The following is a 23,793-nucleotide window of genomic DNA, read 5'->3' as shown; positions in this document are numbered from 1 at the left end:
TCCGGGGTGCATCCGAAACCGCGTTCGTGGCGGAAGTACCGGTAAAGGGTGAATACGCACCCGCCGATCGAAGGGGAAGTTCAATGAAGCGCATTCTCGCCACCGGATTCATCGCCGCCCTCGCCACGCTCGGCTTCGCCGGCCCCGCGCACGCTGCGCCCGCCGACGCTGCCTGCTTCGGCCAGGTGCACAAGACCATCAACACCGAAGGCGCGCTCGGCTTCACGAACGTCGGAGACGTCGTCAAGGCGATCGGCGGGCAGGGCAAGAACGACACCGCCAGGGGCATCTGCGGCTGAGATCCCCTGACGGGCTCACCGCTGTCGTCGGCGGCTCGGAACCTTCGGGTCCCGAGCCGCCGACTCGTCTGCGGATCGACGAAGGCCGTGCATTCCGCGCTGCCCAGCGGGCGGAACCCGGGGCGATGCCGTCAGGCGGCCCGCGCGGACTCCTCGACGGCCAGCAGGGCGACGTTCTCGGCCTCGGGCTCGGGCGACGCGGCATCCGTCTCGTCGACCGCGACCGGGTCTGCCCACATCACGAGCGGGGCCGGCGTCCAGCTGAGCGCGTGCGACGTCTCATCGGCGGGCACGACGACGGCGACCTGCTCGCGCTCCTCGAGGATCGCGCGGGTCACCTCGGCGGCGATCTGGTGGGTGAGCATCGCCTGGAAGATGCGGTCGGAGTCGTCCGCCTGGCGGCGGACGAGGGACCATTGGCCGTCCGGGCCGATGAATCGCGAGAGTCGAGCGTTGACCAGCTCGAAGATGTGCTCGCCGCGGAGGTCTGCGGCCGTTGCGCGGGGCGAGGGCGCGGGTGCGGTGTGGGCTGCGGCCTGTGCGGCGAGCCGTGCGCGGCGCCAGCGGCGGAACATCGGTGTCCTCTCGGTCGGGACGGGTGGCGGACTACGTCGGACGGCGTTTCGTCCAGTGTCCGTCACGCGGCGACCCCCCGGGCTCGGACACGCCGCGGGGGCGTCGAGCCGTCGGACGCGGACGGTTCGGGTCGGCCGAGGCTACTCGGCCAGTTCGCGGCGCTTCTGCTCGTCTGCGACCGTTCCGATCGCGATGGCGAGCGTGGCGGCCCACGAGATCCACATGAGCACGAGCCTCCAGTCGCGCGGCCCGGCCTGCGTCGCGCGGATGACTCCGACCGCGCCGAACAGCGAACTCAGGACCGCTCCACTGAAGAGGTACTTGCGCATTCCGCAACGCTATCGCGTTCGGATCGGCTCGCGCGACCGGTTGACGCGTGCCGTCGAGGCTGTGAGAACGCCCGGAGTCTGACCGATCGTGCAGACTCTGACCGATCGGTCAATTAGCGTCGACGGCATGCCCACCGAAGTCACGCCCGTCCCGCGTGCGCGCGCTGCCGACGAGTTGAAGCAGGCCGCCCTCGAGCAGTTCGCGACGGTCGGCTTCGCCGGCACGTCGCTGCAGCACATCGCCGACGCCGCCGGCTACGCCAAGTCGAGCGTGCTCTACCACTACGGGTCGAAGGAGGCGCTGCTCGAGGCGGCCATCGAGCCCGCGGTGGAGGGCTTCGAGGACGTGCTCGAGGTCTTCCTCGCCGGGCGCGGCTCCGGTCGCCGTCGTGAGCTCGTGGACCGCGTCGTCGACCTCCTGCTCGAGCATCGCGAAGCGGTGCACGTCTTCCTCACCCAGGGCCAGAGCCTCGCCGAGCTGCCCGTCATCGCCCGCGCGAACGTCGCCGTCCGCCGCCTGGCGTCGGCAGTGTGCGAGGAGCGCGAGAGCGTCGACGACCAGGTGCGGTTCGGCATCGCCATCGGCGGAGCCGCGTTCCTCCTCACCGCCGGCCGGAACTTCGCCGACGAGTCGACGCTCCCGAGCGACGACGAGATGCGCGACGCGCTCCGGCGCATCATCGCCGAGATCCTCACCCCCGCCCGAACCCCCAGCAACTGAGAGAGAACCGTGGCCCTCCTCCTCCACCGCATCGGACGCTTCGCCTACCGTCGCGCCTGGGTCGTCATCATCGCCTGGGTGATCGCCCTCGGCGGGCTCGTCGGCGCCGGCATCGGCCTCGGCGGCCAGCTCCAGGAGTCCTACGCGATCCCCGGAACCGAGTCCCAGGACGCGATCGACCAGCTCGCCGCCGTCTTCCCCCAGACCGCGGGTGCGTCGGCGAAGGCCGTCGTCGAGGCGCCCGACGGCGACTCGGTCGAGAACGCCCCGTACCGCGACGCCATCGAGGACATGGAGTCCGATCTCGAGGACGTCGACGGCGTCGCGAGCGTGCTCGGCCCGTTCGACGAGTACGCCGGCGACCAGGTCTCCGACGACGCCCGCACCGCGTACATCCAGGTGCAGTTCGACGGCCAGGTGACGGATGTCACGCAGGATCAGATCGACGCCGTGCTCGCCACCGGCGAAACCGGCCGCGACGCCGGGCTGGAGGTCGCGTTCGGCGGCGAGGTCTTCCAGGAGACCACGTTCGGCCTGACGATCACCGAGGCGTTCGGCGTGATCTTCGCGGGCGTGGTGCTGCTCATCACGTTCGGGTCGCTGCTCTCGGCGGGGATGCCGCTGCTCACCGCGCTCGTCGGCGTCGGCACCGCCTTCGGCGGCATCACCGTGGTGGCCGCGTTCGCCACGGTGTCGAGCACCGCGCCCATGCTCGCGGTCATGATCGGCCTCGCGGTCGGCATCGACTACGCGCTCTTCATCCTGTCTCGTCACCGCACCCAGCTCTCCCGCGGCATGGACCCCGAGGAGAGCGCTGCGGAGGCCGTCGCGACCGCGGGCGGCGCGGTCGTGTTCGCGGGCCTCACCGTGATCATCGCGCTGCTCGGCCTCCTCGTCGTCGGCATCCCGTTCCTCAGCGTCATGGGCGTGGGCGCCGCGTTCGCGGTGCTCGTCGCCGTCTTCGGAGCGACCACGCTCCTGCCGGCGCTCCTCGGCCTGGCGAAGGGCCGACTCGCACCGAAGCCGGGCAGCCGGGCGCACCGGCGCGCGGTCGCCTCCGACGACTCCGGCAAGCGCACGATGGGTCGCCGCTGGGTCGACACCGTGCTGAAGGCCCCGGTCGTGTTCGTGCTGCTCGTCGTCGGCCTCCTCGGCGCGGCCGCGGTCCCCGCGGCGAGCCTCGACCTCAACCTGCCCGGCGGGCAGGGCGAGGAGGGCACGAGCCAGCGCGAGGCGTACGACATGATCGCCGAGGGCTTCGGCCCCGGCTACAACGGCCCGCTCATCGTCACCGTCGACATCACGCAGACGACCGACATCTTCGACGACCTCGACGCGATCGGCGCCCGGCTCGCCGCGGTCGACGGCGTCGCCTACGTCGGGCAGGGCCTGCCGAACGAGACCGTCGACACCGCGATCATCCAGGTGATCCCGGAGTCGGCGCCGACCGACCCCGAGACCAAGGTGGTCGTGCAGGACATCCGCGCGCTCGAGGACGACATCGTCGACGAGTTCGGCACCCCGATCGCAGTGACCGGCTACACGGCCGTCTCGATCGACATCTCGCAGCGCCTGAACGACGCGCTCGTGCCGTTCGCGCTCATCGTCGTGGGCCTGTCGGTGATCCTCCTGCTCATCGTGTTCCGATCGCTGTTCGTGCCGATCAAGGCCGCGCTCGGGTTCCTGCTCTCCGCGTTCGGTGCGATCGGCCTCACCGTGGCCGTCTTCCAGTGGGGATGGATGGCCGACCTGATGCACATCGAGCCCGGGCCGATCCTCAGCTTCCTGCCGATCCTGCTCATGGCCGTCCTCTTCGGGCTCGCCATGGACTACGAGGTGTTCCTCGTCTCCGGCATGCGCGAGGAGTTCGTGAAGACCCGCGATGCGCGCAACTCGATCGTGCACGGCTTCCAGCACGCCGCGCGCGTGGTCACGGCGGCGGCGCTCATCATGTTCTTCGTCTTCTTCGCGTTCGTGCCCGAGGGGACGGGCGTGATCAAGGGCATCGCGTTCGCGCTCGCCGTGGGCGTGGCGTTCGACGCGTTCCTGGTGCGGATGACGCTGGTCCCCGCGGCGATGGCGCTCGCCGGTCGCGGCGCCTGGTGGCTGCCGAAGTGGCTCGGCCGGATCCTCCCCGACGTCGACATCGAGGGGGAGGGCCTGCGCGCCCACCTCGCGGAGTCGGAGTGGGCGGCCGCGCGCGACGCCGACGTGCTCGCCGAGGACCTCCTCGTCGGCGACCCTGCGGCGCCGATCGGCCCGATCTCCGTCGGCGTGCCGCGCGGCGGCGCCCTCGTCGTGCTCGGCGAGCCGGCCGAGCGCCGCCTCGTCGCGGCGACGCTGGCCGGGCGCGTGCTGCCCGCGGGCGGGCGCCTCGCGGTCCTCGGCGCACCGCTCCCGATCGACGCCGGCACGGTCATGCGCCGCGTCGCGATCGCCGACGGCGCAGCGGATGCCGCGGCCGCGGGCGGCGCCGGCGAGCTCATCGCCGCGCGTGCCGACGCGACCCGCGCGTGGTACCGACTCGACTCGACCCGATCGGCCGTGGACGCCGCCCTGCGTCGCGTCGCCGACGCGCGCACGGCGCCGGGCGACGAGACCTCCCGCCGCTCGCGCACGATCGACCCCGACACCCCGATCGCGTCGCTCGACGCGCTCGACCGACTGCTCGTCACGGTCTCGGCGGCCCTCGCCGAGCACCCCCGCGCGATCGTCGTCGACTTCGACGGGCTCTCCGGCTCGGCCGCCGCGTGGACGGCGCTCGACCGCATCCTGCCCCCCGGCGTCGTGCTCATCGCGACCGCCGACCCCGACGCCGACCTCGACGCCGCCGGCGCGGCGCTCGAGCCGCGCGGCATCCGCACGATCGACCTCGCCACCCGCCCGATGGAGGCACTCCGATGACCCGACCCGACGCCCCAGCCCAGGCCGCACCCGCGGTCCGCCGCCGAGGTCGCCGCGCCGCGCTGCTCGCGGCCGTGATCGCCGTCCCGCTCGCCGTCGCAGGCCTCGTCGCCGGGGCGATCGGCGGCGCCGACGAGCGCATGGACTCGATCCCCGCCATCGTGGTGAACAACGACGAGATGGTCACGACGACCACGCCCGACGGCGAGGAGCAGCCGGTCCTGGCGGGTCGCCTGCTCGTGACCGAGCTCACGGGCGACGGCGACACCGGGTTCGACTGGACGATCTCGAACGACGAGGAGGCAGCGGCCAAGCTCGCCGACGGCGAGGCGTACGCGGTGCTCACCATCCCGGCCGACTTCTCGGCCTCGGTCACCTCGCTCGCCGGCGACGCGCCGACGACGGCGGCGCTCGACATCCGCACCGACGACGCCCACAGCTACCTGGCGGGCACCATCGGCGCGACCGTCGGCGACGCGATCGCGACGACCTTCGGGCACGAGCTGACCACCCAGTACCTCGAGGGGCTCTACGGCAACCTCGTGCAGGTCGGCGGCTCGCTCGGCGATGCGGCGGACGGCGCGGGTCGGCTCGCCGACGGCGCGGACTCGCTCGCCGGCGGTCTCGACCAGCTCGCCGGGGGCATCGGCTCGGCCGCCGACGGTTCCGCGCAGGCGGCCGACGGCGCCGTCGCGTACGCCTCCGGCGTCGACCAGTACACCTCGGGCGTCGAGCAGCTCGCGGGCGGCCTCGGCACCCTCGACGCCGAGGCGGGCGGCCTCGACGGCATCACCTCGGGCGTGTCGCAGTACGTCGGCGGCGTCGCACAGGCCGGAGCCGGCATCGACGGCGGCATCGCGCAGTACGTGGGGGGCGTCCGGTCGGCCGGCACCGGCGTGGACGATGGCATCGCGGCATACGTCGACGGCATCGGCCTCGCCGGCGACGGCCTTGCCCAGGGGACGTCGGACTACGTCGACGGCATCGGAGGGCTGGCGACCGCCGGCGATCAGCTCGCGGCATCCGTCCCCGCGCTGCTCGCGGCAGACCCGACCGGCGCCGCACTGCAGGCGGCGATCCAGGAGTACGCCGCCGGCGTGCACGCCGCCGCCGACGGCGGTGCCGACCTCATCGCCGGGACGGATGCGACCTTCGACCAGCTCGTGGGCGGTGGCGACGTGCTCCGGGCCGGCACCGCCGATGGCTTCACGAAGCTGGTCGACGGCGGCGATGCGCTCCGCGCCGGCACCGCGACGGGCTTCGACGAGCTCGCCGCGGGCGGCGCCGCACTCGTCTCCGGCACCGGTTCGGGCATCGACGGCCTGCAGTCCGGCATCTCGCAGCTCTCCGGAGGCGCCTCCCAGGCGGCTGCCGGCTCGCCCGCCCTGCGCGACGGCGCCGACGGCCTCGCGTCCGGCGTGAGCGGTATCGCGAGCGGCCTCACCCGGCTGAGCGATGGCGCTGCCGCGTCCGCCGACGGCGCGGCCCAGCTGGCCGACGGCACCGGCGAGCTCGCCGACGGCCTCGCGCAGGGCGCCGCGGGCACCTCGTCGCTCGAGGGACTCGACCCGGAGGAGACCGCGGGCGTCGTCGCCGAGCCGGTCGTCACCGAGGCGACGCGGGCCAACGAGATCTCCACGTTCGGCGAGGTCGTCGCGATGCTCATCGGCCCCATCGGGCTGTGGCTCGGCGCGATGACGCTCTTCCTCGTCTTCCGGCCGTTCCGCCGCGAGGCGCTCGAGACGACCGCGCCGACGAGCACGCTCGTCGCACGCACGCTCTTCCGCGGCTCGCTCATCGGACTCGCGCAGGCGGCCGCGGTGGTGCTGCTCATGCACACCGTGCTCGGCGTCGCCTGGTCGCTGCTGCCGCAGACGCTCTCGTTCTCGGCGCTGCTCGCAGTGGTGTTCACGGCGATCCACGCGTTCCTCAGCGCCTGGCTCGGGCGGATCGGCACGGTCGTCTCGCTCGTGCTCGTGGTGCTCCAGCTCGCGGCATCCGGCGGCGTCTACCCGCTCGAGATCGTGAGCGGTCCCTACCAGGCGATCAGCCCGTTCCTGCCGCTGACCTGGGCGGTGCAGGGCATGCAGCTCATCGTGTCGGGAGCAGGCGGATCCGGGGTCTGGGCCGCGGCCGGAGCGCTGATGCTGTTCGGTGTGCTCGGGGTGGCGGGCACGGCGATCGTGGTCGCCCGACGCCGCGGCATCCGCACCGCACCGCGGCTCGCACCCGCGAGCGCCTGACCGGCAGCGCGGCGGCGTCGAGGCTCATGCCCGGCGCCGCCGCAGGCGACCGCCGACGGCGGGCTCGAGCGGATGCCGCGGCGCGGCCGGTCGGGCTCGGCGACCGCTACGAGTTGCGGCCCGGGATGATCGCGTCGATCACGCGGCGCAGCGGCGAACCGTGCGCCGGCTCCGGCGTGGGAACGCCTGCCGCGACCGCCGTGTGCTCGCGCGCGAACGCCACGGTCTCGCGCAGCATCTCGAGCCGCTCGGCCTCGGTCTTCGCCTTGCGGGTGTTCACCTCGGCGACGACCGCGCCGTCCCATCCCCGGTCGGCGAGCATGCGCAGCACCTCGGCGACGGGCTCCTTGCCGCGCCCGGGAAGCAGGTGCTCGTCGAAGATCTGGCCCTCGCCGATCGCGCCCGAGCCGTCGCACAGGTGCACGTGACGCAGGCGCTCGCCGAGGTCGGTCGCGAGCTGCATGCTGTCGGTTCCGGAGAGCGCGGCGTGCGAGAAGTCGAGGGTCACCGCGTCGCAGTCCATCTGGCGCGGGTCCCAGCCGGGCGCGTACGCCTTCATGTTCCGGCCGGCGGCGCGCCACGGGAACATGTTCTCCACCGCGATGGCGACGCCGTGCTCCTCGGAGAGCGTGCGGACGATCGAGAGGAACTCGAGCGCGTAGCTCGCCTGCCACCGGAACGGCGGGTGGACGACGACGCTGTCGGCGCCGACCGCCTTCGCGAGCTCGGCGGTGCGGGCGAGCTTGATGCGCGGGTCGCGGCCCCACACGAAGTGCGTGAGCAGCAGCACCGGGGCGTGGATCGACAGGATCGGCAGCTCGTAGCGCTCCGACATCTCGATGAGGGCCGCGGGATCCTGCGTCGTCGCCTCCTGCGTGACCATGATCTCCACGCCGTCGAACCCGGCATCCTTCGCGATTCGGAAGGCGTGCTCGGGTTCGAGTGGGTACACGCAAGTGGTGCTCATACCGATACGGATCATGAGGCTCGAAGTCTAGCCCCGACGGCTGGGGATCGGGTGGGGACCTTCGGCTGTTAGCCTGATTCCCGAGCCGCCAGGAGGATCCGACGACGTGAAGCCCGCGACCGACTCCGACACCGAGCCAGACATCGAGCCGATCTACGACATGGTCGTGGTCAGCAACCGCCTGCCAGTCGACTACGTCGGCGGCGAGGGCGCCGACACGCAGTGGAAGGCCTCGCCGGGAGGGCTCGTCACCGCGCTCGAACCCGTCATGCGCGCCAACGAGGGCGCCTGGGTCGGCTGGGCCGGCGTCGCCGACCGCGAGTTCGCGCCCTTCGAGCACGACGGCATCTCGATCGTGCCCGTCCCGCTCTCGGAGCAGGAGATCGAGGAGTACTACGAGGGCTTCTCGAACGACACGCTCTGGCCGCTCTACCACGACGTCATCGCGCCGCCCAGCTTCCACCGCGAGTGGTGGGAGGCGTACGTCGCGGTCAACCGCCGCTTCGCCGAGGCGGCCGCGGCCGCCGCCGCGGAGGGCGCGGTCGTGTGGGTGCAGGACTACCAGCTGCAGCTCGTGCCGCGGATGCTCCGCGAGGCACGGCCCGACCTCGTCATCGGCTTCTTCAACCACATCCCGTTCCCCGCCTACGGCATCTACTCGCAGCTGCCCTGGCGTCGCCAGGTCGTCGAGGGCCTGCTCGGCGCCGACGTGATCGGGTTCCAGCGGGCAGCGGATGCCGGGAACTTCTCGCGAGCGGTCCGTCGCCTGTTCGGCTACAAGACGCGCGGCACCGTGGTCGACGTCCCCGGCGACGACGGCGCGGTGCGCCACGTCGTCGCGCGACACTTCCCGATCTCGATCGACGCGGCCGCGTTCGAGGAGCTCGCACGCATGCCCGAGGTGCAGGAGCGCGCCCGCGCCATCCGTCGCAGCCTCGGCGACCCCGATGTCGTGATGCTCGGTGTCGACCGGCTCGATTACACCAAGGGCATCCGCCACCGCATGAAGGCGTTCGGCGAGCTGCTGCGCGACGGCCGGCTCTCGGTCGAGCACGCCACCCTCGTGCAGGTCGCGAGCCCGTCGCGCGAGCGGGTCGAGACCTACCGCCAGCTGCGCGACGAGATCGAGCTCATGGTCGGACGCCTGAACGGCGACTACTCGACGCTCGGGCACCCAGCCATCACGTACCTCCACCACGGCTACCCCCGGCAGGAGATGGCGGCGCTCTACCTCGCGGCCGACGTCATGCTCGTCACGGCGCTCCGCGACGGCATGAACCTGGTCGCGAAGGAGTACGTCGCGAGCCGGTACGACGACGACGGCGTGCTGCTGCTCAGCGAGTTCACGGGGGCGTCCGACGAGCTCCGCCAGGCGATCCTCGTGAACCCGCACGACATCGAGGGCCTGAAGGACGCCATGGTCGAGGCCACGAAGCTCTCGAAGCGCGAGCGGGCCCGCCGGATGCGGGTGCTCCGCAAGCGCGTCAAGGAGAACGACGTCGCGAACTGGTCCGCGACCTTCCTCGAGACCCTCACCGGGGTCGGGAAGATCGCGCCGGGCGTGCCCGACGGGCTGCGCAGTGCCGTCGCCAAGCTCGCCGAGGCGCCGAGGCTCCTCGTCGCGCTCGACTTCGACGGCACGCTCGCCCCGATCGTCGACCGGCCGGAGGACGCCCGCTCGACCACGCAGGCCCGCGCCGCGATCGAACGGATGTCGGAGCACGAGGACACCCGGGTGGCGCTCGTCTCCGGGCGGGCGCTCGACAGCCTCAAGGAGGTCGCGTCGCCGCCGGTCGCCGCGCTCCTCAGCGGATCGCACGGCGTGGAGCTCCAGCTCGACAGCGGGGGCGACGTGACGATCGACCTGCGCGAGGGCGAGCTGACGCGACTCGAGCAGCTCATCGAGATCGTCGAGCAGGCGGCATCCGCCGCCGACGGCGCCTGGGTGGAGCGCAAGCCCGCCGGCATCGCGCTGCACACCCGCAAGCTGGGCGCCGGAGCCGGCGCCGCACTGCAGCGCAGCGCCCGCGAGCTGGTCGAGCAGGAGCTGCCCGGTCTCGCGACCCGCTCGGGCAAGAACGTGCTCGAGTTCGCGGTCCGCGCGAGCGACAAGGGCGAGGCGCTGCTCCGGCTGCGACAGCACGCGGGAGCCGACGCCGTGATCTACGTCGGCGACGACGTGACCGACGAGGATGCGTTCGCGGTCCTCGAGGGCGTCGACGTCGGCGTGAAGGTCGGCCAGGGCAAGTCGCTCGCCGCGTATCGCCTGAACGGCCCCGACGACGTCGCCGAGCTCCTGGAGCTCCTCGCCGACGCGCGCGACGCCGCGCGCTGAAACGCCGCGGCGCGGCATCCGCCTCGCACTGGACGCCGTGGCGAACGAATGGCGCCGCGAGCGCCGGTCGCCCGGCGAAACGGGTCGCGCGCGGCCCGTAGACTCGGACCCATGTCGGAGATCGATCCCAAGCCCCGCAGTCGCGTCGTCACGGATGGCATCGAGGCCACCACCAGTCGCGGGATGCTCCGCGCGGTCGGCATGGGCGACGCCGACTGGGACAAGCCCCAGGTCGGCATCGCGTCCTCGTGGAACGAGATCACGCCCTGCAACCTCTCGCTCGGACGCCTCGCGCAGGCCGCGAAGGAGGGCGTGCACGGCGGCGGCGGGTACCCGCTGCAGTTCGGCACCGTCTCGGTCTCCGACGGCATCTCGATGGGCCACGAGGGCATGCACTTCTCGCTCGTCTCGCGCGAGGTCATCGCCGACTCGGTCGAGGTCGTCATGCAGGCCGAGCGCCTCGACGGCTCGGTGCTCCTCGCGGGCTGCGACAAGTCCATCCCCGGCATGCTCATGGCCGCCGCCCGACTCGACCTCGCCTCGGTGTTCCTCTACGCCGGCTCGATCGCCCCCGGCTGGGTGCGCCTGTCGGACGGCACCGAGAAGGACATCACGATCATCGACTCGTTCGAGGCCGTCGGCGCCGTCAAGGCGGGCAAGATGAGCGAGGAGGACGCCAAGCGCATCGAGTGCGCGTTCGCGCCCGGCGAGGGTGCGTGCGGCGGCATGTACACCGCCAACACCATGGCGTCGGTCGCCGAGGCGCTCGGGCTCTCGCTGCCGGGGTCGGCGTCCCCGGCATCCGCCGACCGCCGCCGCGACTACTACGCGCACCGCTCGGGCGAGGCGGTCGTCGAGCTGCTGAAGCAGGGCATCACCGCGCGCCGGATCCTCACCAAGAAGGCGTTCGAGAACGCCATCGCGGTCGGCATGGCGCTCGGCGGCTCGACGAACATCGTGCTCCACCTGCTGGCCATCGCCCGCGAGGCCGAGGTCGAGCTCACCCTCGACGACTTCAACCGCATCGGCTCGAAGGTGCCGCACATCGGCGACCTCAAGCCCTTCGGCAAGTACGTCATGAACGACGTCGACCGCCGCGGCGGCCTCCCCGTGCTCATGAAGGCGCTGCTCGACGCCGGGCTCATGCACGGCGACGCACTGACCGTCACGGGCAAGACGCTCGCCGAGAACCTCGCCGAGATGGACATCCCCGCCCTCGACGGCGAGGTGCTCCGCACCCTCGACAACCCGATCCACGAGACCGGCGGCCTCACGATCCTGCACGGGTCGCTCGCCCCCGAGGGCGCGGTCGTGAAGACCGCCGGCTTCGACGCGGCGACCTTCGAGGGCCCCGCCCGGGTGTTCGAGCGCGAGCGCGCTGCGATGGATGCACTCACCGCGGGCGAGATCAAGCACGGCGACGTCGTCGTCATCCGCTACGAGGGCCCCAAGGGCGGCCCCGGCATGCGCGAGATGCTCGCCATCACCGCCGCCATCAAGGGCGCTGGGCTCGGAAAAGATGTACTACTCTTGACGGACGGTCGATTCTCAGGCGGCACAACCGGCCTGTGCATCGGCCATCTGGCACCCGAGGCGGTGGACGCAGGTCCGATCGCCTTCGTGCGCGATGGTGATCTGATTCGGGTCGATATCGCGGCTCGTTCCATCGACCTACTGGTCGACGAGTCCGAGCTGGCAGCCCGCCGCGACGGCTGGGCCGCACTTCCCCCGCGCTACACCCGAGGCGTCCTCGCGAAGTACTCGAAGCTCGTGCGCTCCGCAGCCGAAGGCGCGACGACGGGCTGAGGCTCTCGCCTGTCCCGAACTCACCATCACCATGAACAGGAATCGAATGACCACGGAAGCCAGCCCCGTGCCATCGCCCGCCACCCTGTCGCAGTCCCAGAACGGGCCCGAGATGCTCACCGGAGCCGAGGCGGTCGTGCGATCGCTCGAGCTCATCGGCATCACCGACGTGTTCGGACTGCCCGGCGGCGCGATCCTCCCCGTCTACGACCCGCTGCTCGACAGCCGTCGCCTCCGCCACATCCTGGTCCGCCACGAGCAGGGCGCCGGCCATGCCGCCGAGGGCTACGCGTCGTCGACCGGCAAGCTCGGCGTCGCGATCGCGACCTCGGGCCCCGGCGCGACGAACCTCGTCACCGCGATCGCCGACGCGCACATGGACTCCGTGCCGCTGCTCGCGATCACCGGCCAGGTGTTCTCGAACCTCATGGGAACCGACGCGTTCCAGGAGGCCGACATCGTCGGCATCACCATGCCGATCACGAAGCACTCGTTCCTCGTCAAGCGCGCCGAGGAGATCCCGGCGACGATCGCGGCCGCAGCCCACATCGCCTCGACCGGCCGGCCCGGCCCCGTGCTCGTCGACATCACGAAGGACGCCCAGCAGGCGACGTTCGCCTTCTCGTGGCCGCCGAAGCTCGACCTGCCCGGCTACCGCCCGATCACGAAGGCGCACGGCAAGCAGGTGCTCGCCGCGGCGCAGCTCATCGCCGAGGCCAAGCGCCCGGTGCTCTACGTCGGCGGCGGCATCATCCGCGCCGGTGCGTCAGACGAACTCCTCGCACTCGCCGAGGGCACGCGCGCACCGGTGGTGACCACGCTCATGGCGCGCGGCGCCTTCCCCGACTCGCACCAGCAGCACCTCGGCATGCCGGGCATGCACGGCACCGTCCCGGCGGTGCTCGCGCTTCAGGAGTCCGACCTGCTCATCGTGCTCGGCGCGCGCTTCGACGACCGCGTGACCGGCAAGGCCGCACTGTTCGCGCCCGACGCGAAGGTCGTCCACGTCGACATCGACCCGGCCGAGATCGGCAAGATCCGCGCCGCCGACGTGCCGATCGTGGGCGACGCGAAGGAGGTCCTCGTCGACCTGCTCGCCGCGTACCGCGAGGTCACCAAGGCGGGCGCGCCCGACCTCGAGGAGTGGTGGGCGACGCTCGACGGCCTCCGCACCGAGTACCCGCTCGGCTACGCGCCGACCTCCGACGGCCTGCTCGCGCCGCAGTACGTGATCCAGCGCATCGGCGAGCTCACCGGCCCCGAGGGCGTCTACGCGGCGGGCGTCGGCCAGCACCAGATGTGGGCGGCGCAGTTCATCAAGTACGAGCGGCCGAACTCGTGGCTGAACTCCGGCGGCGCGGGCACCATGGGCTACGCGGTCCCGGCGGCCATGGGCGCCAAGGTCGCCGAGCCGAACCGCACCGTCTGGGCGATCGACGGCGACGGCTGCTTCCAGATGACGAACCAGGAACTGGCGACCTGCACCCTGAACGACATCCCGATCAAGGTCGCGGTCATCAACAACTCCTCCCTCGGCATGGTCCGCCAGTGGCAGACGCTCTTCTACGACGGCCGGTACTCCAACACCGACCTGAACACCGGACACGACACCGCGCGCGTGCCCGACTTCGTGAAGATGGCCGAGGCCTACGGCGCGCTCGGCATCCGCGTGACGACGGAGGAGGAGGTCGACGACGCAATCAAGCTCGCGCTCGAGACCAACGACCGCCCGGTCGTGATCGACTTCGTGGTGTCGGCCGACGCCATGGTGTGGCCGATGGTCCCGCAGGGCGTCTCGAACAGCTACATCCAGTACGCGCGCGACCATGCGCCGGCCTTCAGCGAGGAGGACTGACATGTCGACCCACGTGCTCTCCCTCCTCGTCGAGGACAAGCCCGGCCTGCTGACCCGCGTCGCGGGACTCTTCGCCCGCCGCGGCTTCAACATCGAGTCGCTCGCGGTCGGCCACTCCGAGATCGACGGCCTCAGCCGCATCACCGTCGTCGTCGACGTCGAGGACCTGCCGCTCGAGCAGGTCACCAAGCAGCTGAACAAGCTCGTCAACGTCATCAAGATCGTCGAGCTCGACCCGACGCAGTCGGTGCAGCGCGAGCACCTGCTGATCAAGGTGCGCGTCGACAACACCACGCGCTCGCAGGTGCTCGAGGCGGTGAACCTCTTCCGCGCCCGCGTCGTCGACGTCTCGACCGACGCGCTCGTGATCGAGGTCACCGGCGACTCCGGCAAGACCACCGCGCTGCTGAAGGTCCTCGAGCCCTACGGCATCAAGGAGATCGCCCAGTCGGGCCTCCTCGCCATCGGACGCGGCGGCAAGTCGATCACCGAGCGCGTCTTCAAGAACTGACCAGCGGATGCCGCGGCGGCGCGCCGAAGCATCCGTCACCTGAACCCCACCCAAGGAGAAAGAACAGCAATGGCTGAGATCTACTACGACAAGGACGCCGACCTCTCGCTCATCCAGGGCAAGAAGGTCGCCGTCATCGGCTACGGCTCGCAGGGCCACGCGCACGCGCAGAACCTCCGCGACTCGGGCGTCGAGGTCGTCATCGGCCTCAAGGAGGGGTCGAAGTCGACCCAGAAGGCCGAGGAGGCCGGCTTCGAGGTCAAGAGCGTGGCGGATGCCTCGGCCTGGGCCGACGTGGTCGTCATCCTCGCGCCCGACCAGTTCCAGCGCCACATCTACGCCGACTCGGTGAAGGACAACCTGAAGACCGGCGACACGCTCGTCTTCGGCCACGGCTTCAACGTCCGCTTCGGCTACATCGAGGCGCCCGAGGGCGTCGACGTGATCCTCGTCGCGCCGAAGGCGCCGGGCCACACCGTCCGGCGCGAGTTCGTCGCCGGCCGCGGCATCCCCGACATCATCGCCGTCGAGCAGGACGCCTCCGGCACCGCCTGGGACCTCGCGAAGTCGTACGCCAAGGCCATCGGCGGCACCCGCGCGGGCGTCATCAAGACGACCTTCACGGAGGAGACCGAGACCGACCTGTTCGGCGAGCAGGCCGTGCTCTGCGGCGGCGTCTCGCAGCTCGTCCAGTACGGCTTCGAGACCCTGACCGAGGCCGGCTACCAGCCCGAGATCGCCTACTTCGAGGTGCTCCACGAGCTGAAGCTCATCGTCGACCTCATGTGGGAGGGCGGCATCTCGAAGCAGCGCTGGTCGGTCTCCGACACCGCCGAGTACGGCGACTACGTCTCGGGCCCGCGCGTCATCGACCCGCACGTCAAGGAGAACATGCAGGCCGTGCTCGCCGACATCCAGTCGGGCGCGTTCGCCAAGCGCTTCATCGACGACCAGGACAACGGCGCCAAGGAGTTCCTCGAGCTCCGCGCCAAGGGCGAGGGTCACCCCATCGAGACCACGGGCCGCGAGCTGCGCAAGCTGTTCGCGTGGACCCAGGTCAGCGAGGACGACTACGTCGACGGCGAGGTCGCTCGCTAGTCGGTCGCGCTTCAGCGACCGTCACCGCACTGGTTCACGAGGGCGCCCATGCACATCGCGTGCTGGGCGCCCTCGTCGAGTATCCGTCTCGCGGCGGTCAGCCCGCCGTGACACCCGACCCGATCGAGTCGGCGCAGGTGGCGAGCTGCGCCTCGTCGCCGAAGTAGGTCGCCCATTCGAGTTCGGTGAGGTCGCGGCCGACCATGCGGCACGCGGCGTCGCGCATGGCGTCGGCGTCGAGGTCCCAGAGGAGCACGCCGTCCAAGGTGTTCGTGGCCATCAGGCGGCCGTCGGAGCTCAGGAACCCGGCCGGCCACCACTGGCTCGGGCTCTGGGGTGTCGAGATCTCGTCGCCGAGCCGACGCACGTCGATGACGTCGTAGAGCGCGACGCTCTGGTCGTGACCCGACAGCAGTAGGGTCGTGCCGTCGGCGCTGACGTTCATGTAGGCCGGAGTGACGCCGGACTTGGGCAGCGAGTGCACCGGCTCGAGATCACCCGTGCTCCGGTTGAGGCGAGCCGCACTCGCGCTCACCACGTCGCCGTCGGGCAGGCCCACGACGCTCTCGTCGTCCTCGAGTCCGCGTGCGACCTCCTCGCCGGAGGCGATGTCGTACACGCCCGTGACGGTGCGGCCGAGGTCGGCGTCCCACCACGTGAACGCGACCCGGTCCTCGCCGACCTGCGAATGCCCGGTCCCGAACATGACGGGGTCGATCGCGGTCTCGATCAGCCTCACGGGTTCGCCGGTACTCGGGTCGAAGGCGAGCAGCCCCTCGTGCATCACCACGAAGCCGTAGGGACCGGTCGAGCCCTGCGGCACGAACCATCCCGCGCGAGCGTCGTCGGGCACGCCGATGTCGACCATCGCGTCCGAGTCGACCGAACGCAGCACCTGGTCGCCCAACCCGGTCTGCTTCACCGCGACGGTGTCCCGGCCGACCCACACCTGCTCGAACGCGTCGTCGCTCGCCCGCGTGTCGTCCCCGACATTCCACAGCCGGACGGCCCCGGGCGATGCGCCGCGCGCGGCGGGCGCGTCGGCGGTGATGAGCAGCGCGTCGTCGGCGCCGAACCCGTCGACCGCGACCTGGCCCTCGGCGATGGGGCGGGTGATGGCCGGCATGCCGTCGACGCGCCATCGCAGCACGGATGCCGGAGATCGGGTGGTGAACGTCACCACCTCCTCGGTTCCGGGAAGGAGGCCGAGCCCGCGATTCCAGTCCGACAGGGTGTCGAGCGCCGCGCCGGTCTCCCGACCGGTCGCGAGCTCGAACTGACGGATCTGGCCGATCCCGTCGGTGCAGACGAATCGGTCGGGCGGCACGACGATCGCCTCGCCGCAGCGCACCTCGTCGGCGGCGCGCTGCCAGATCACCTCGCCGGAGGCGAGATCGAGGCGCGCGACCCCGCCCTCGTTCCCGGCGACGATGAGCCCGCCCTCGCCGTCGGCCAACAACAGTTGGTTGACCAGGTCGCCCGGCAGGTCGCCCAGCCGCGTCATCCGCTCGAGGCTCGAGGCGTCGTAGACGACGATGCCCTCCTCGCCGCCGATGTACAGCCGGTCGTCGATCAGCGCCAGCCCGCTGGTGTACAGGGGCAGGCCCTCGAATTCGAGCGGATCGTGCTCCACCGAGAGCGTGACCGCCCCGGTCACGAGGTCGATCCAGCCCGGATCCGCGGTGATGGCGTGGTTGAAGTAGGCGCGGGACCCGTCCGGGGTCACGGCAGGGCGCTGCCCGGTGCGGTCGTCGAAGTCCACCGTCGCGAACGGCTGTTCCCCGGTTGCCAGGTCCACCGCATCGAAGAAGTTCCTGCAGCAACTGTCACGCGCCGGATCGCGCAGTGCGCCCGACTGGATGAACGCGATCGAGCCGTCCTCGCTCACGAACACGTCGCGCTCGAACCTCGAGTCCACCGGCGCGATGTCGACGGCGTACTCGCGAACCGTGTCGCCCGTGTCGAGGTCGATCACCCGGACGGAACGGGGCTCGGCTGTGACACCTTGGGGTTCGTCGTCGATGAGACGATCCTCCACGACGAACGCCGTCCGGGTGCCGGGGATCAGCGCGCCGTTCACGCGGGACTCGCCGAGGGAGAGCCGGGCCGCGAGCCCGTCCGCGCTGGTGAGGGTTCCGAACAGGGCGGATCGGGCACGTGAGTCGTCGGGCCAGCGACGTTGCAGCTCGACCGCGAGGAGCGCTGCGACATCGCGGTCGCTGTCGCGGATCGCGAGCGAGGTGGCGGCGAGTGCCTCGATCGTCGCGTCCTCGGCGGCGGCACCCGCATCGTTGCCGCGCACGACCGCGATGCCGCCCGAGACGACCGCGACGACCAGAAGCAGTGCCGCCCCGATGAGCGCGCCCCGCAGCCACGAGTTGCGCCGGCGATCGAGGGCCGAGCGTGCTTCGAGTTCTCTGATCTCCGACCGGTGCAGTTCGAGCGAGGCGTCGACGTACGCCGTCTCGACCGGGGTGAGGTCGGGGTCCACGCCGTCGCGCCAGTCCGTCGCGCCGTGCAGGCGGGCACCGCGCAGCAGGTCATCGGGCGGGCGCCCCGCGGAGTCCCATGCGGCCGCGGCGGCCTCGATCTGTCGCAGGATGCGGGCGTTCGCCGCGTCCTCGGTCAGCCACCCGTCCAGGCGCGGCCAGGTGGTGCCCACCGCCTCGTGGGCGATGATCGCCGCGTCGCCGTCGATGGTGACCAGACGGGCCCGCACCAGACCCTCGACGACGGCACGCCGTTCCGGGTTGGAGCTCAGCGTCGCCAGCGGCACCCGGCGTCGCACGGTCATGCCCTCCGGGGTGCGTTCGACCAGCCGCATCATGAGCGACCGGCAGACCTCCTGGCGGGAGGGGGAGAGCGACTGGAACACCTGCTCGGCCGACTGGGCGATCGCGCCGGCGATACCCCCCGACGTCTCGTAGCCGTCGACCGTGAGCGTCGCGCCCTCGCGTCTGGACCACGTGGCGACGAGCGCGTGCGACAGTGCTGGAAGGATGCCGGGCCGATCGCCCGCATCGCGCAGGATGAGCTCCACGAGGCCTGGCTCGAGTTCGAGTCCCGCGGATTCGGCGGGGCGGGTGATCGCCGCTCGCAGGCCGGCTTCACCGAGGGGTGACAGCGCGTACAGGCCTCGCCCGACCAGCGTCCCGAGCGATGGGATGCCGGTCGCCCCGTCGATGAAATCGGAGCGCAGCGCCAGCACGAGGCATCCGCCGCGCTCGACCCACTCGGCCGAGCGCGCGCCGATCTCGCGGAGCTGGTGTTCCGGCAGCGTCCGGAACTCCTCGGCCTGATCGATGCAGACCACTGCCGCACCGCCTTCGAACGCCGCCCGCAACTGCTCGGCGCCCGCACCGCCGGGCGTGACGATCAGGACCTCGCGGCCCTGGTCGCGCAGCCGCGGGACGACGCCCGCGCGCACGAGCGACGACTTGCCCGACCCGCTCGGACCGACGACCGAGACCACCGACTGGCGACGGCAGCGCGCAAGGACCTCCTCGATGTCGGCGTCGCGGCCGAAGAAGAGCGCGCGGTCGCCGTCGCCGTATGCGGCGAGCCCTCGATACGGGCAGGATGCCGCGATCTCGCGCTCGGCCAGCGCGATGGCGGGCGCCTCGAGGTCCGGGTCCTGCCGGAGCATGGCCGTCTCGAGCTCGACGAGGCTCCGGCTCGGATCGATGCCGAGGTCCTCGGCGAGCCGCGCTCGCGCACCGCGGATGACGGCGATCGCCTCCGCCTGGCGGGCGGCCCGGTAGTTCGCCAGCGCGAGGATCGCCCAGCGGTGCTCGCGCAGCGGCTCCTCGCGCACGAGGCGCTCGGCGTCGGCGATCACGGCGCCGCGTTCGCCGGCCGCGAGCCTGGCGTCGAGCCGCTCCTCCTCGGCGCTGCGGCGGATCTCGACCAGCCGCGCGGCCTCGATGACGGCGGGCGGCCAGTCCGGGGCATCCGGCAGCGGGGCGCCGCGCCAGAGGGCGAGCGCCTTCGCGAATCCCGCCGCCGCACGATCGTGCGCGCCCTGGAGCGCCTGCCGCCGAGCCTGGGCGACCGCGCGCTCGAACTGCACCGCGTCGATGGCGTCGGGCTCGATGCCCAGGCGGTAGTCGACGCCGACCGTGCGCACGGCGTCGGCGCCGAGTTTCGACCGGATCTTCGCGACGGCGTTGCGGACCTGCTGCGCCCATGTCGCCGGGGGCTCCTCGCCCCAGCAGGCCTCGGCGAGCTCGGCGGGCGAGATCGCGACGTCACGGCGCACGATGAGGGCGGTCAGGATGGTGCGTTCCCTCGGGCTCAGCGAGGGGCCGCCGGTGTCCATCGGGCCGAGAATCCGCATGGTCATGCCTGAAGTATCGAGAAATCGTCAGTTGCCGGTCAATGATGTCGCGCCGGGACGGATATCGCGTGGATATTTGCCGATCGTCCGCCGATATCCGCGATTGCGAGCGTGAAGGCGAACGCCGGAGTCGTTCCGGCCGAAGGGAGCATCATGAACACTCGCATCGGGAACCGCCGCGCACACATCGTTCGCGCCTCGGCCGGGATCGTGGCCGCCGTCGGAGTCGCCCTGTCGTTCTCGGCCTGTGCGACTGCCGCGCAGACCCAGGGCGGAGGGGTGCCGGCGGCCGCCCGGGCGGAGCGGCCCGCGTACCTGTCCCACCTCGCACCGGCCGACCGCCTGGAGGAGGCCATCCTCCGCGAGGCGGAGCGGCGCCAGGCGCTGGCCGAGGAGTTCGCGGGGCTCCCCGCGGACCGCATCGAGCAGCGGATGGCCGCCGCGACCGGTCGCCAGCCCCGCACCGTGAAGGAGTGCGCCGTCCTCGCACTCGCGCAGCGGCCGCTGGTGACCGCCGACACCGCGGAACGACTCGCGGCGGGAACTTGCGGCTGATCGGTGCAGATCTCACGGAGCCGCTCCCGACCGGAGGACGGCAGCGGGGCAACCGCATGGCGGGGTCGATCCGAGCGGCCCCCCATGCGGTGATTCCGGGGTCCGGAACGGCGTGCGCGAATGAGCAGACTCCACCAAGTACTTCGCGCAGGTCGCGCCCGGCGACCCGTGACCCCGACCGCGTGGACGAACGCGAGCGGGACGCCCGACGACAACTACGACCAGTTCTCGGGGGGTCGACTACGACGTCGACAGCTCGCAGCCCGTCGGCTCGCGGATCGCGAACCTCTCGTACGCGGGAGCTCCGGTGGCATCCGACCAGCGGTTCCTCGTCGCAGTGAACAACTACCGGCAGTCCGGCGGTGGCGGCTTCCCGCACATCGCGTCGGCGCCGGTCGCGTACAACGCGCATGTTGCCATCCGCGAGGCCATCGTGTCGTACGCGTCGGAGGCGGGCGTCATCGACCCGGTGGACTTCCACGTCGCGAACTGGCGGCTCACGCGGGACGGGACGCCGGTGTTCTGATCAGCGGCCGGCCGTGCCCGCCGACGCGTTCGGCGGGCACGGCCGTCGCTAGGCTGATCCGCATGAGCCGTGACGGCGACGATGAGGATGCCCTCCGCTGGGAGGGAGACGAGGACGCGACGCTCGCGCCCGGGTGGAAGCGGGTCGGCGAGCCGACGACGCCCGGTGGCGCGGCGGGAGGCCGCGACGACGAGGCGACGGATGCCGAGGCATCCACGACCGCGGACGCAGACGGGGCGACCGGGGGCGGCGCAGTCGCAGGCGCCCCTGCGGGGCCGCAGATCGGTTCGGCCGAGCTCGTGCTGCTGGGGGTCTTCGGCGGCGTGTTCCTGCTCTACACGCTCGGATGGATCCTCACGGTGCTCCGCGTGACCAACACGGCGACCGACCCGGTCGGGCAGTTCATGTTCGCGCTCGGTCTCGCGCTCGCCGTGATCGCTCCGGCCCTGTGGTTCGCGGTCGCGTTCGCGCTCACGCGCGGGCGGGTCCCGCTCCGGTTCACCTGGCTCGCGGTCGGTGCCGTCGTGCTGGTGCCCGTTCCGTTCGTGGCGGGGGTGACCGCATGAACGCCGAGCCGCACTCGACGGACCCCGACGCCGGGCCGGCCGACACCGGCGCCACGGCGACCACGCCGGGCCGCCGCACGCCGTTCTGGCTCGAACTGGCGCTCGCGATCGTGTTCGGGTTGTTCTTCGCCTATGACGCGTGGGAGGCCGTCGGCAACCTCGTGGGCATCGCCGGCGTCGCCTCCGCGCTCGGCACGACGCTCAGCGGCACGGGCTGGATCGTCCTCATCCTCGCGATCCTCCTGCCGGTCGCGCTCTTCGCGATCGCCTTCCTCATCGGACGGCGCCGCAGCGCGCTCGTGCAGGCCGCGCTGTACCTCGCGGGGCTCGCCGTGTCGGCGGCGCTCTACCTCGACATCCTGCTGATGTTCGGGCCGGGCGCGCTGCTCGCCTGAGCGACGGCGACGGATGCGGCCGCTCGTCTGCGCGCGTCACACGATTCGGGCGGCGCGATACCCCTGAAGTAGGCTGGCCGCGTCATCCGCGCCCCGACGATGCCGGCGCGACGTCCCGCGGTGCGCGCACCGCATCCCCAATCGCAGTGAGGATCCGTCCGTGACCAAGCCGGTCGTGCTGATCGCCGAAGAACTCTCGCCCGCCACCGTCGACGCCCTCGGGCCCGACTTCGAGGTCCGCAACGTCGACGGCACCGACCGCCCGGCGCTGCTCGCGGCGCTCGCCGACGCGAACGCGATCCTCGTCCGCTCGGCCACCAAGGTCGACGCCGAGGCGATCGCCGCAGCGCCGAAGCTGCAGGTCATCGCGCGTGCGGGCGTCGGCCTCGACAACGTCGACATCAAGTCCGCGACGACCGCGGGCGTCATGGTCGTGAACGCCCCCACCTCGAACATCATCTCGGCCGCCGAGCTCACGGTCGGCCACATCCTGAGCCTCGCCCGGCACATCCCCGCCGCGCACTCCGCGCTCGCGCAGGGGGAGTGGAAGCGCTCGGCCTACACCGGCACCGAGCTCTACGAGAAGACGGTCGGCATCATCGGCCTCGGCCGCATCGGTGCGCTCATCGCCGCGCGCCTGCAGGCGTTCGGCGTCCAGGTCATCGCCTACGACCCCTACATCACGGCCGCGCGCGCCCAGCAGCTCGGCGTGCAGACCGTGACGCTCGACGAGCTCCTCGAGCAGAGCGACTTCATCACGATCCACATGCCGAAGACGCCGGAGACCACCGGCATGATCGGCGCCGACCAGCTCGCGAAGATGAAGCCGACGGCCTTCGTCGTGAACGTCGCTCGTGGCGGCCTCATCGACGAGGACGCACTGCACGACGCGCTCGTCGCGAAGACCATCGCGGGCGCCGGCCTCGACGTCTTCGTGCAGGAGCCGCCGAAGGAGTCGCCGCTCCTCGCCCTCCCGAACGTCGTCGTCACGCCGCACCTCGGCGCCTCGACCGACGAGGCGCAGGAGAAGGCAGGCATCTCGGTCGCGAAGTCGGTGCGCCTCGCACTCGCGGGCGAGCTCGTACCCGACGCCGTGAACGTCGCGGGCGGCATCATCGACCCCTACGTGCGCCCCGGCATCCCGCTCGTCGAGAAGCTCGGCCAGCTCTTCGCCGGACTCGCCCAGGGTCCGCTCGAGAGCCTCGACGTCGAGGTGCACGGCGAGCTCGTCGACTACGACGTGAGCGTGCTGAAGCTCGCCGCGCTGAAGGGCGTGTTCACGAACGTCGTCAGCGAGTCGGTCTCGTACGTCAACGCGCCGCTCCTCGCCGAGCAGCGCGGCGTCGCCGTCCGCCTCATCGCGGATGCCGAGAGCCCCGAGTACCGCAACGTCATCACGCTGCGCGGCGCGCTCGCCGACGGCACGCAGGTGTCGGTGTCGGGTACGCTCACCGGCACCAAGCAGACCGAGAAGCTCGTCGGCATCAACGGCTACGACGTCGAGGTGCCGATCGCCGACCACCACATCGTCATGCTGTACACCGATCGCCCGGGCATCGTCGCCGTCTACGGAAGCGAGTTCGGCGAGGCGGGCATCAACATCGCCGGCATGCAGATCGCGCGCCGCGAGGCGGGCGGCCAGGCGCTGTCGGTCCTCACGGTCGACTCGCCGGTGCCGGCCGAGGTGCTCGAGCGGGTCGGCGAGGCGATCGCCGCCGACGTGCTCGTCGAGGTCGACATCACCGAGTCCTAGTCCGAGACGAATGCCGCG

The 23,793-nt window shown here is 71.7% G+C and carries 17 protein-coding genes and 1 pseudogene; 14 read left to right on the top strand and 4 right to left on the bottom strand.

Annotated features, from left to right (window positions below):
• Positions 1-83: 83 nt before the first annotated feature.
• Positions 84-299, top strand: a complete 216-nt coding sequence (locus GJR97_RS16350) for a hypothetical protein (RefSeq protein WP_154347839.1) — start codon at positions 84-86, stop codon at positions 297-299.
• A gap of 131 nt (positions 300-430) precedes the next feature.
• Here the strand turns inward: GJR97_RS16350 and GJR97_RS16345 are convergent, their stop codons facing one another.
• Positions 431-874, bottom strand: coding sequence for a hypothetical protein (locus tag GJR97_RS16345; protein WP_154347838.1), 444 nt, complete (start codon positions 872-874; stop codon positions 431-433).
• A gap of 141 nt (positions 875-1,015) precedes the next feature.
• Positions 1,016-1,204 (bottom strand): hypothetical protein, encoded by a 189-nt coding sequence (locus GJR97_RS16340; protein ID WP_154347837.1) that lies wholly within the window; start codon positions 1,202-1,204, stop codon positions 1,016-1,018.
• A gap of 127 nt (positions 1,205-1,331) precedes the next feature.
• Here GJR97_RS16340 and GJR97_RS16335 point away from each other — a divergent pair, with 127 nt between their 5' ends.
• Genes GJR97_RS16335 through GJR97_RS16325 form a run of 3 tightly spaced genes read left to right on the top strand, consistent with a single transcriptional unit; the run spans position 1,332 to position 7,072 of the window.
• Positions 1,332-1,925, top strand: a complete 594-nt coding sequence (locus tag GJR97_RS16335; RefSeq protein WP_154347836.1) for a TetR/AcrR family transcriptional regulator — start codon at positions 1,332-1,334, stop codon at positions 1,923-1,925.
• A 9-nt stretch (positions 1,926-1,934) separates the two neighbouring features.
• Positions 1,935-4,829 (top strand): MMPL family transporter, encoded by a 2,895-nt coding sequence (locus GJR97_RS18865; protein ID WP_154347835.1) that lies wholly within the window; start codon positions 1,935-1,937, stop codon positions 4,827-4,829.
• Positions 4,826-7,072 (top strand): YhgE/Pip domain-containing protein, encoded by a 2,247-nt coding sequence (locus tag GJR97_RS16325; protein ID WP_154347834.1) that lies wholly within the window; start codon positions 4,826-4,828, stop codon positions 7,070-7,072. The genes GJR97_RS18865 and GJR97_RS16325 overlap by 4 nt, the downstream gene beginning before the upstream one ends.
• Positions 7,073-7,178: 106 nt before the next feature.
• Here GJR97_RS16325 and GJR97_RS16320 read toward each other — a convergent pair whose 3' ends face one another.
• Positions 7,179-8,054 carry a sugar phosphate isomerase/epimerase family protein gene (locus tag GJR97_RS16320; RefSeq protein WP_154347833.1) on the bottom strand — a complete coding sequence of 292 codons (876 nt, stop codon included), beginning with the start codon at positions 8,052-8,054 and terminating at the stop codon, positions 7,179-7,181.
• Positions 8,055-8,199: 145 nt separating this feature from the next.
• On the opposite strand from GJR97_RS16320, the gene GJR97_RS16315 reads away from it, so the two are divergent.
• The 5 genes from GJR97_RS16315 to ilvC all read left to right on the top strand — a co-directional run bounded on the left by GJR97_RS16315 (position 8,200) and on the right by ilvC (position 15,644).
• Entirely contained in the window at positions 8,200-10,374 is a 2,175-nt protein-coding gene (locus GJR97_RS16315; RefSeq protein WP_154348069.1) for a bifunctional alpha,alpha-trehalose-phosphate synthase (UDP-forming)/trehalose-phosphatase, read from the top strand.
• A gap of 111 nt (positions 10,375-10,485) precedes the next feature.
• On the top strand, positions 10,486-12,180 hold the full coding sequence (gene ilvD, locus GJR97_RS16310; protein WP_154347832.1) for a dihydroxy-acid dehydratase: 1,695 nt from the start codon (positions 10,486-10,488) through the stop codon (positions 12,178-12,180).
• A 46-nt stretch (positions 12,181-12,226) separates the two neighbouring features.
• A complete protein-coding gene (locus GJR97_RS16305) occupies positions 12,227-14,035 on the top strand; it encodes an acetolactate synthase large subunit (RefSeq protein ID WP_154347831.1) in 1,809 nt (602 codons plus the stop codon).
• Position 14,036: 1 nt separating this feature from the next.
• Positions 14,037-14,546 (top strand): acetolactate synthase small subunit, encoded by a 510-nt coding sequence (ilvN, locus tag GJR97_RS16300; RefSeq protein ID WP_154347830.1) that lies wholly within the window; start codon positions 14,037-14,039, stop codon positions 14,544-14,546.
• A gap of 69 nt (positions 14,547-14,615) precedes the next feature.
• Entirely contained in the window at positions 14,616-15,644 is a 1,029-nt protein-coding gene (gene ilvC / locus GJR97_RS16295; RefSeq protein ID WP_154347829.1) for a ketol-acid reductoisomerase, read from the top strand.
• 97 nt (positions 15,645-15,741) lie between these two features.
• On the opposite strand, the gene GJR97_RS16290 is transcribed toward ilvC, so the two are convergent.
• Positions 15,742-19,986: an nSTAND1 domain-containing NTPase gene (locus tag GJR97_RS16290; protein WP_154347828.1), complete on the bottom strand. Its 4,245-nt coding sequence runs from the start codon at positions 19,984-19,986 to the stop codon at positions 15,742-15,744.
• Positions 19,987-20,133: 147 nt separating this feature from the next.
• On the opposite strand from GJR97_RS16290, the gene GJR97_RS16285 reads away from it, so the two are divergent.
• The 5 genes and pseudogenes from GJR97_RS16285 to serA all read left to right on the top strand — a co-directional run bounded on the left by GJR97_RS16285 (position 20,134) and on the right by serA (position 23,775).
• Positions 20,134-20,535: a hypothetical protein gene (locus tag GJR97_RS16285; protein WP_154347827.1), complete on the top strand. Its 402-nt coding sequence runs from the start codon at positions 20,134-20,136 to the stop codon at positions 20,533-20,535.
• A gap of 232 nt (positions 20,536-20,767) precedes the next feature.
• Positions 20,768-21,061: pseudogene (locus GJR97_RS18410) on the top strand (5'-nucleotidase C-terminal domain-containing protein); the annotation flags it as partial.
• 62 nt (positions 21,062-21,123) lie between these two features.
• Complete coding sequence (locus GJR97_RS16275) at positions 21,124-21,627, top strand: Asp23/Gls24 family envelope stress response protein (protein WP_154347826.1); 504 nt, start codon at positions 21,124-21,126, stop codon at positions 21,625-21,627.
• Positions 21,624-22,022: a bacitracin resistance protein gene (locus GJR97_RS16270; RefSeq protein WP_154347825.1), complete on the top strand. Its 399-nt coding sequence runs from the start codon at positions 21,624-21,626 to the stop codon at positions 22,020-22,022. Before GJR97_RS16275 ends, GJR97_RS16270 begins: the two co-directional genes overlap by 4 nt.
• A gap of 160 nt (positions 22,023-22,182) precedes the next feature.
• Positions 22,183-23,775 (top strand): phosphoglycerate dehydrogenase, encoded by a 1,593-nt coding sequence (gene serA, locus GJR97_RS16265; RefSeq protein WP_324613609.1) that lies wholly within the window; start codon positions 22,183-22,185, stop codon positions 23,773-23,775.
• Positions 23,776-23,793 lie beyond the last annotated feature (18 nt).

It is taken from the genome of Agromyces kandeliae (genome assembly GCF_009674665.1).
Classification (GTDB): Bacteria; Actinomycetota; Actinomycetes; order Actinomycetales; family Microbacteriaceae; genus Agromyces; species Agromyces kandeliae.
Note: the sequence above shows the minus strand (reverse complement) of the source record. Positions and strands in the feature narration are given on the sequence as shown.

Bases quoted from the DNA above. Each gene is read 5' to 3' on its own strand.
- GJR97_RS16275 (WP_154347826.1), top strand. From the start codon at position 21,124: ATGAGCCGTGACGGCGACGATGAGGATGCCCTCCGCTGGGAGGGAGAC.
- GJR97_RS16315 (WP_154348069.1), top strand. From the start codon at position 8,200: ATGGTCGTGGTCAGCAACCGCCTGCCAGTCGACTACGTCGGCGGCGAG.
- GJR97_RS16285 (WP_154347827.1), top strand. From the start codon at position 20,134: ATGAACACTCGCATCGGGAACCGCCGCGCACACATCGTTCGCGCCTCG.
- ilvC (WP_154347829.1), top strand. From the start codon at position 14,616: ATGGCTGAGATCTACTACGACAAGGACGCCGACCTCTCGCTCATCCAG.
- GJR97_RS16270 (WP_154347825.1), top strand. From the start codon at position 21,624: ATGAACGCCGAGCCGCACTCGACGGACCCCGACGCCGGGCCGGCCGAC.
- GJR97_RS16350 (WP_154347839.1), top strand. From the start codon at position 84: ATGAAGCGCATTCTCGCCACCGGATTCATCGCCGCCCTCGCCACGCTC.
- GJR97_RS16305 (WP_154347831.1), top strand. From the start codon at position 12,227: ATGACCACGGAAGCCAGCCCCGTGCCATCGCCCGCCACCCTGTCGCAG.
- GJR97_RS16335 (WP_154347836.1), top strand. From the start codon at position 1,332: ATGCCCACCGAAGTCACGCCCGTCCCGCGTGCGCGCGCTGCCGACGAG.
- GJR97_RS16320 (WP_154347833.1), bottom strand. From the start codon at position 8,054: ATGATCCGTATCGGTATGAGCACCACTTGCGTGTACCCACTCGAACCC.
- ilvN (WP_154347830.1), top strand. From the start codon at position 14,037: ATGTCGACCCACGTGCTCTCCCTCCTCGTCGAGGACAAGCCCGGCCTG.
- GJR97_RS16290 (WP_154347828.1), bottom strand. From the start codon at position 19,986: ATGACCATGCGGATTCTCGGCCCGATGGACACCGGCGGCCCCTCGCTG.
- GJR97_RS16325 (WP_154347834.1), top strand. From the start codon at position 4,826: ATGACCCGACCCGACGCCCCAGCCCAGGCCGCACCCGCGGTCCGCCGC.
- GJR97_RS16340 (WP_154347837.1), bottom strand. From the start codon at position 1,204: ATGCGCAAGTACCTCTTCAGTGGAGCGGTCCTGAGTTCGCTGTTCGGC.
- ilvD (WP_154347832.1), top strand. From the start codon at position 10,486: ATGTCGGAGATCGATCCCAAGCCCCGCAGTCGCGTCGTCACGGATGGC.
- GJR97_RS16345 (WP_154347838.1), bottom strand. From the start codon at position 874: ATGTTCCGCCGCTGGCGCCGCGCACGGCTCGCCGCACAGGCCGCAGCC.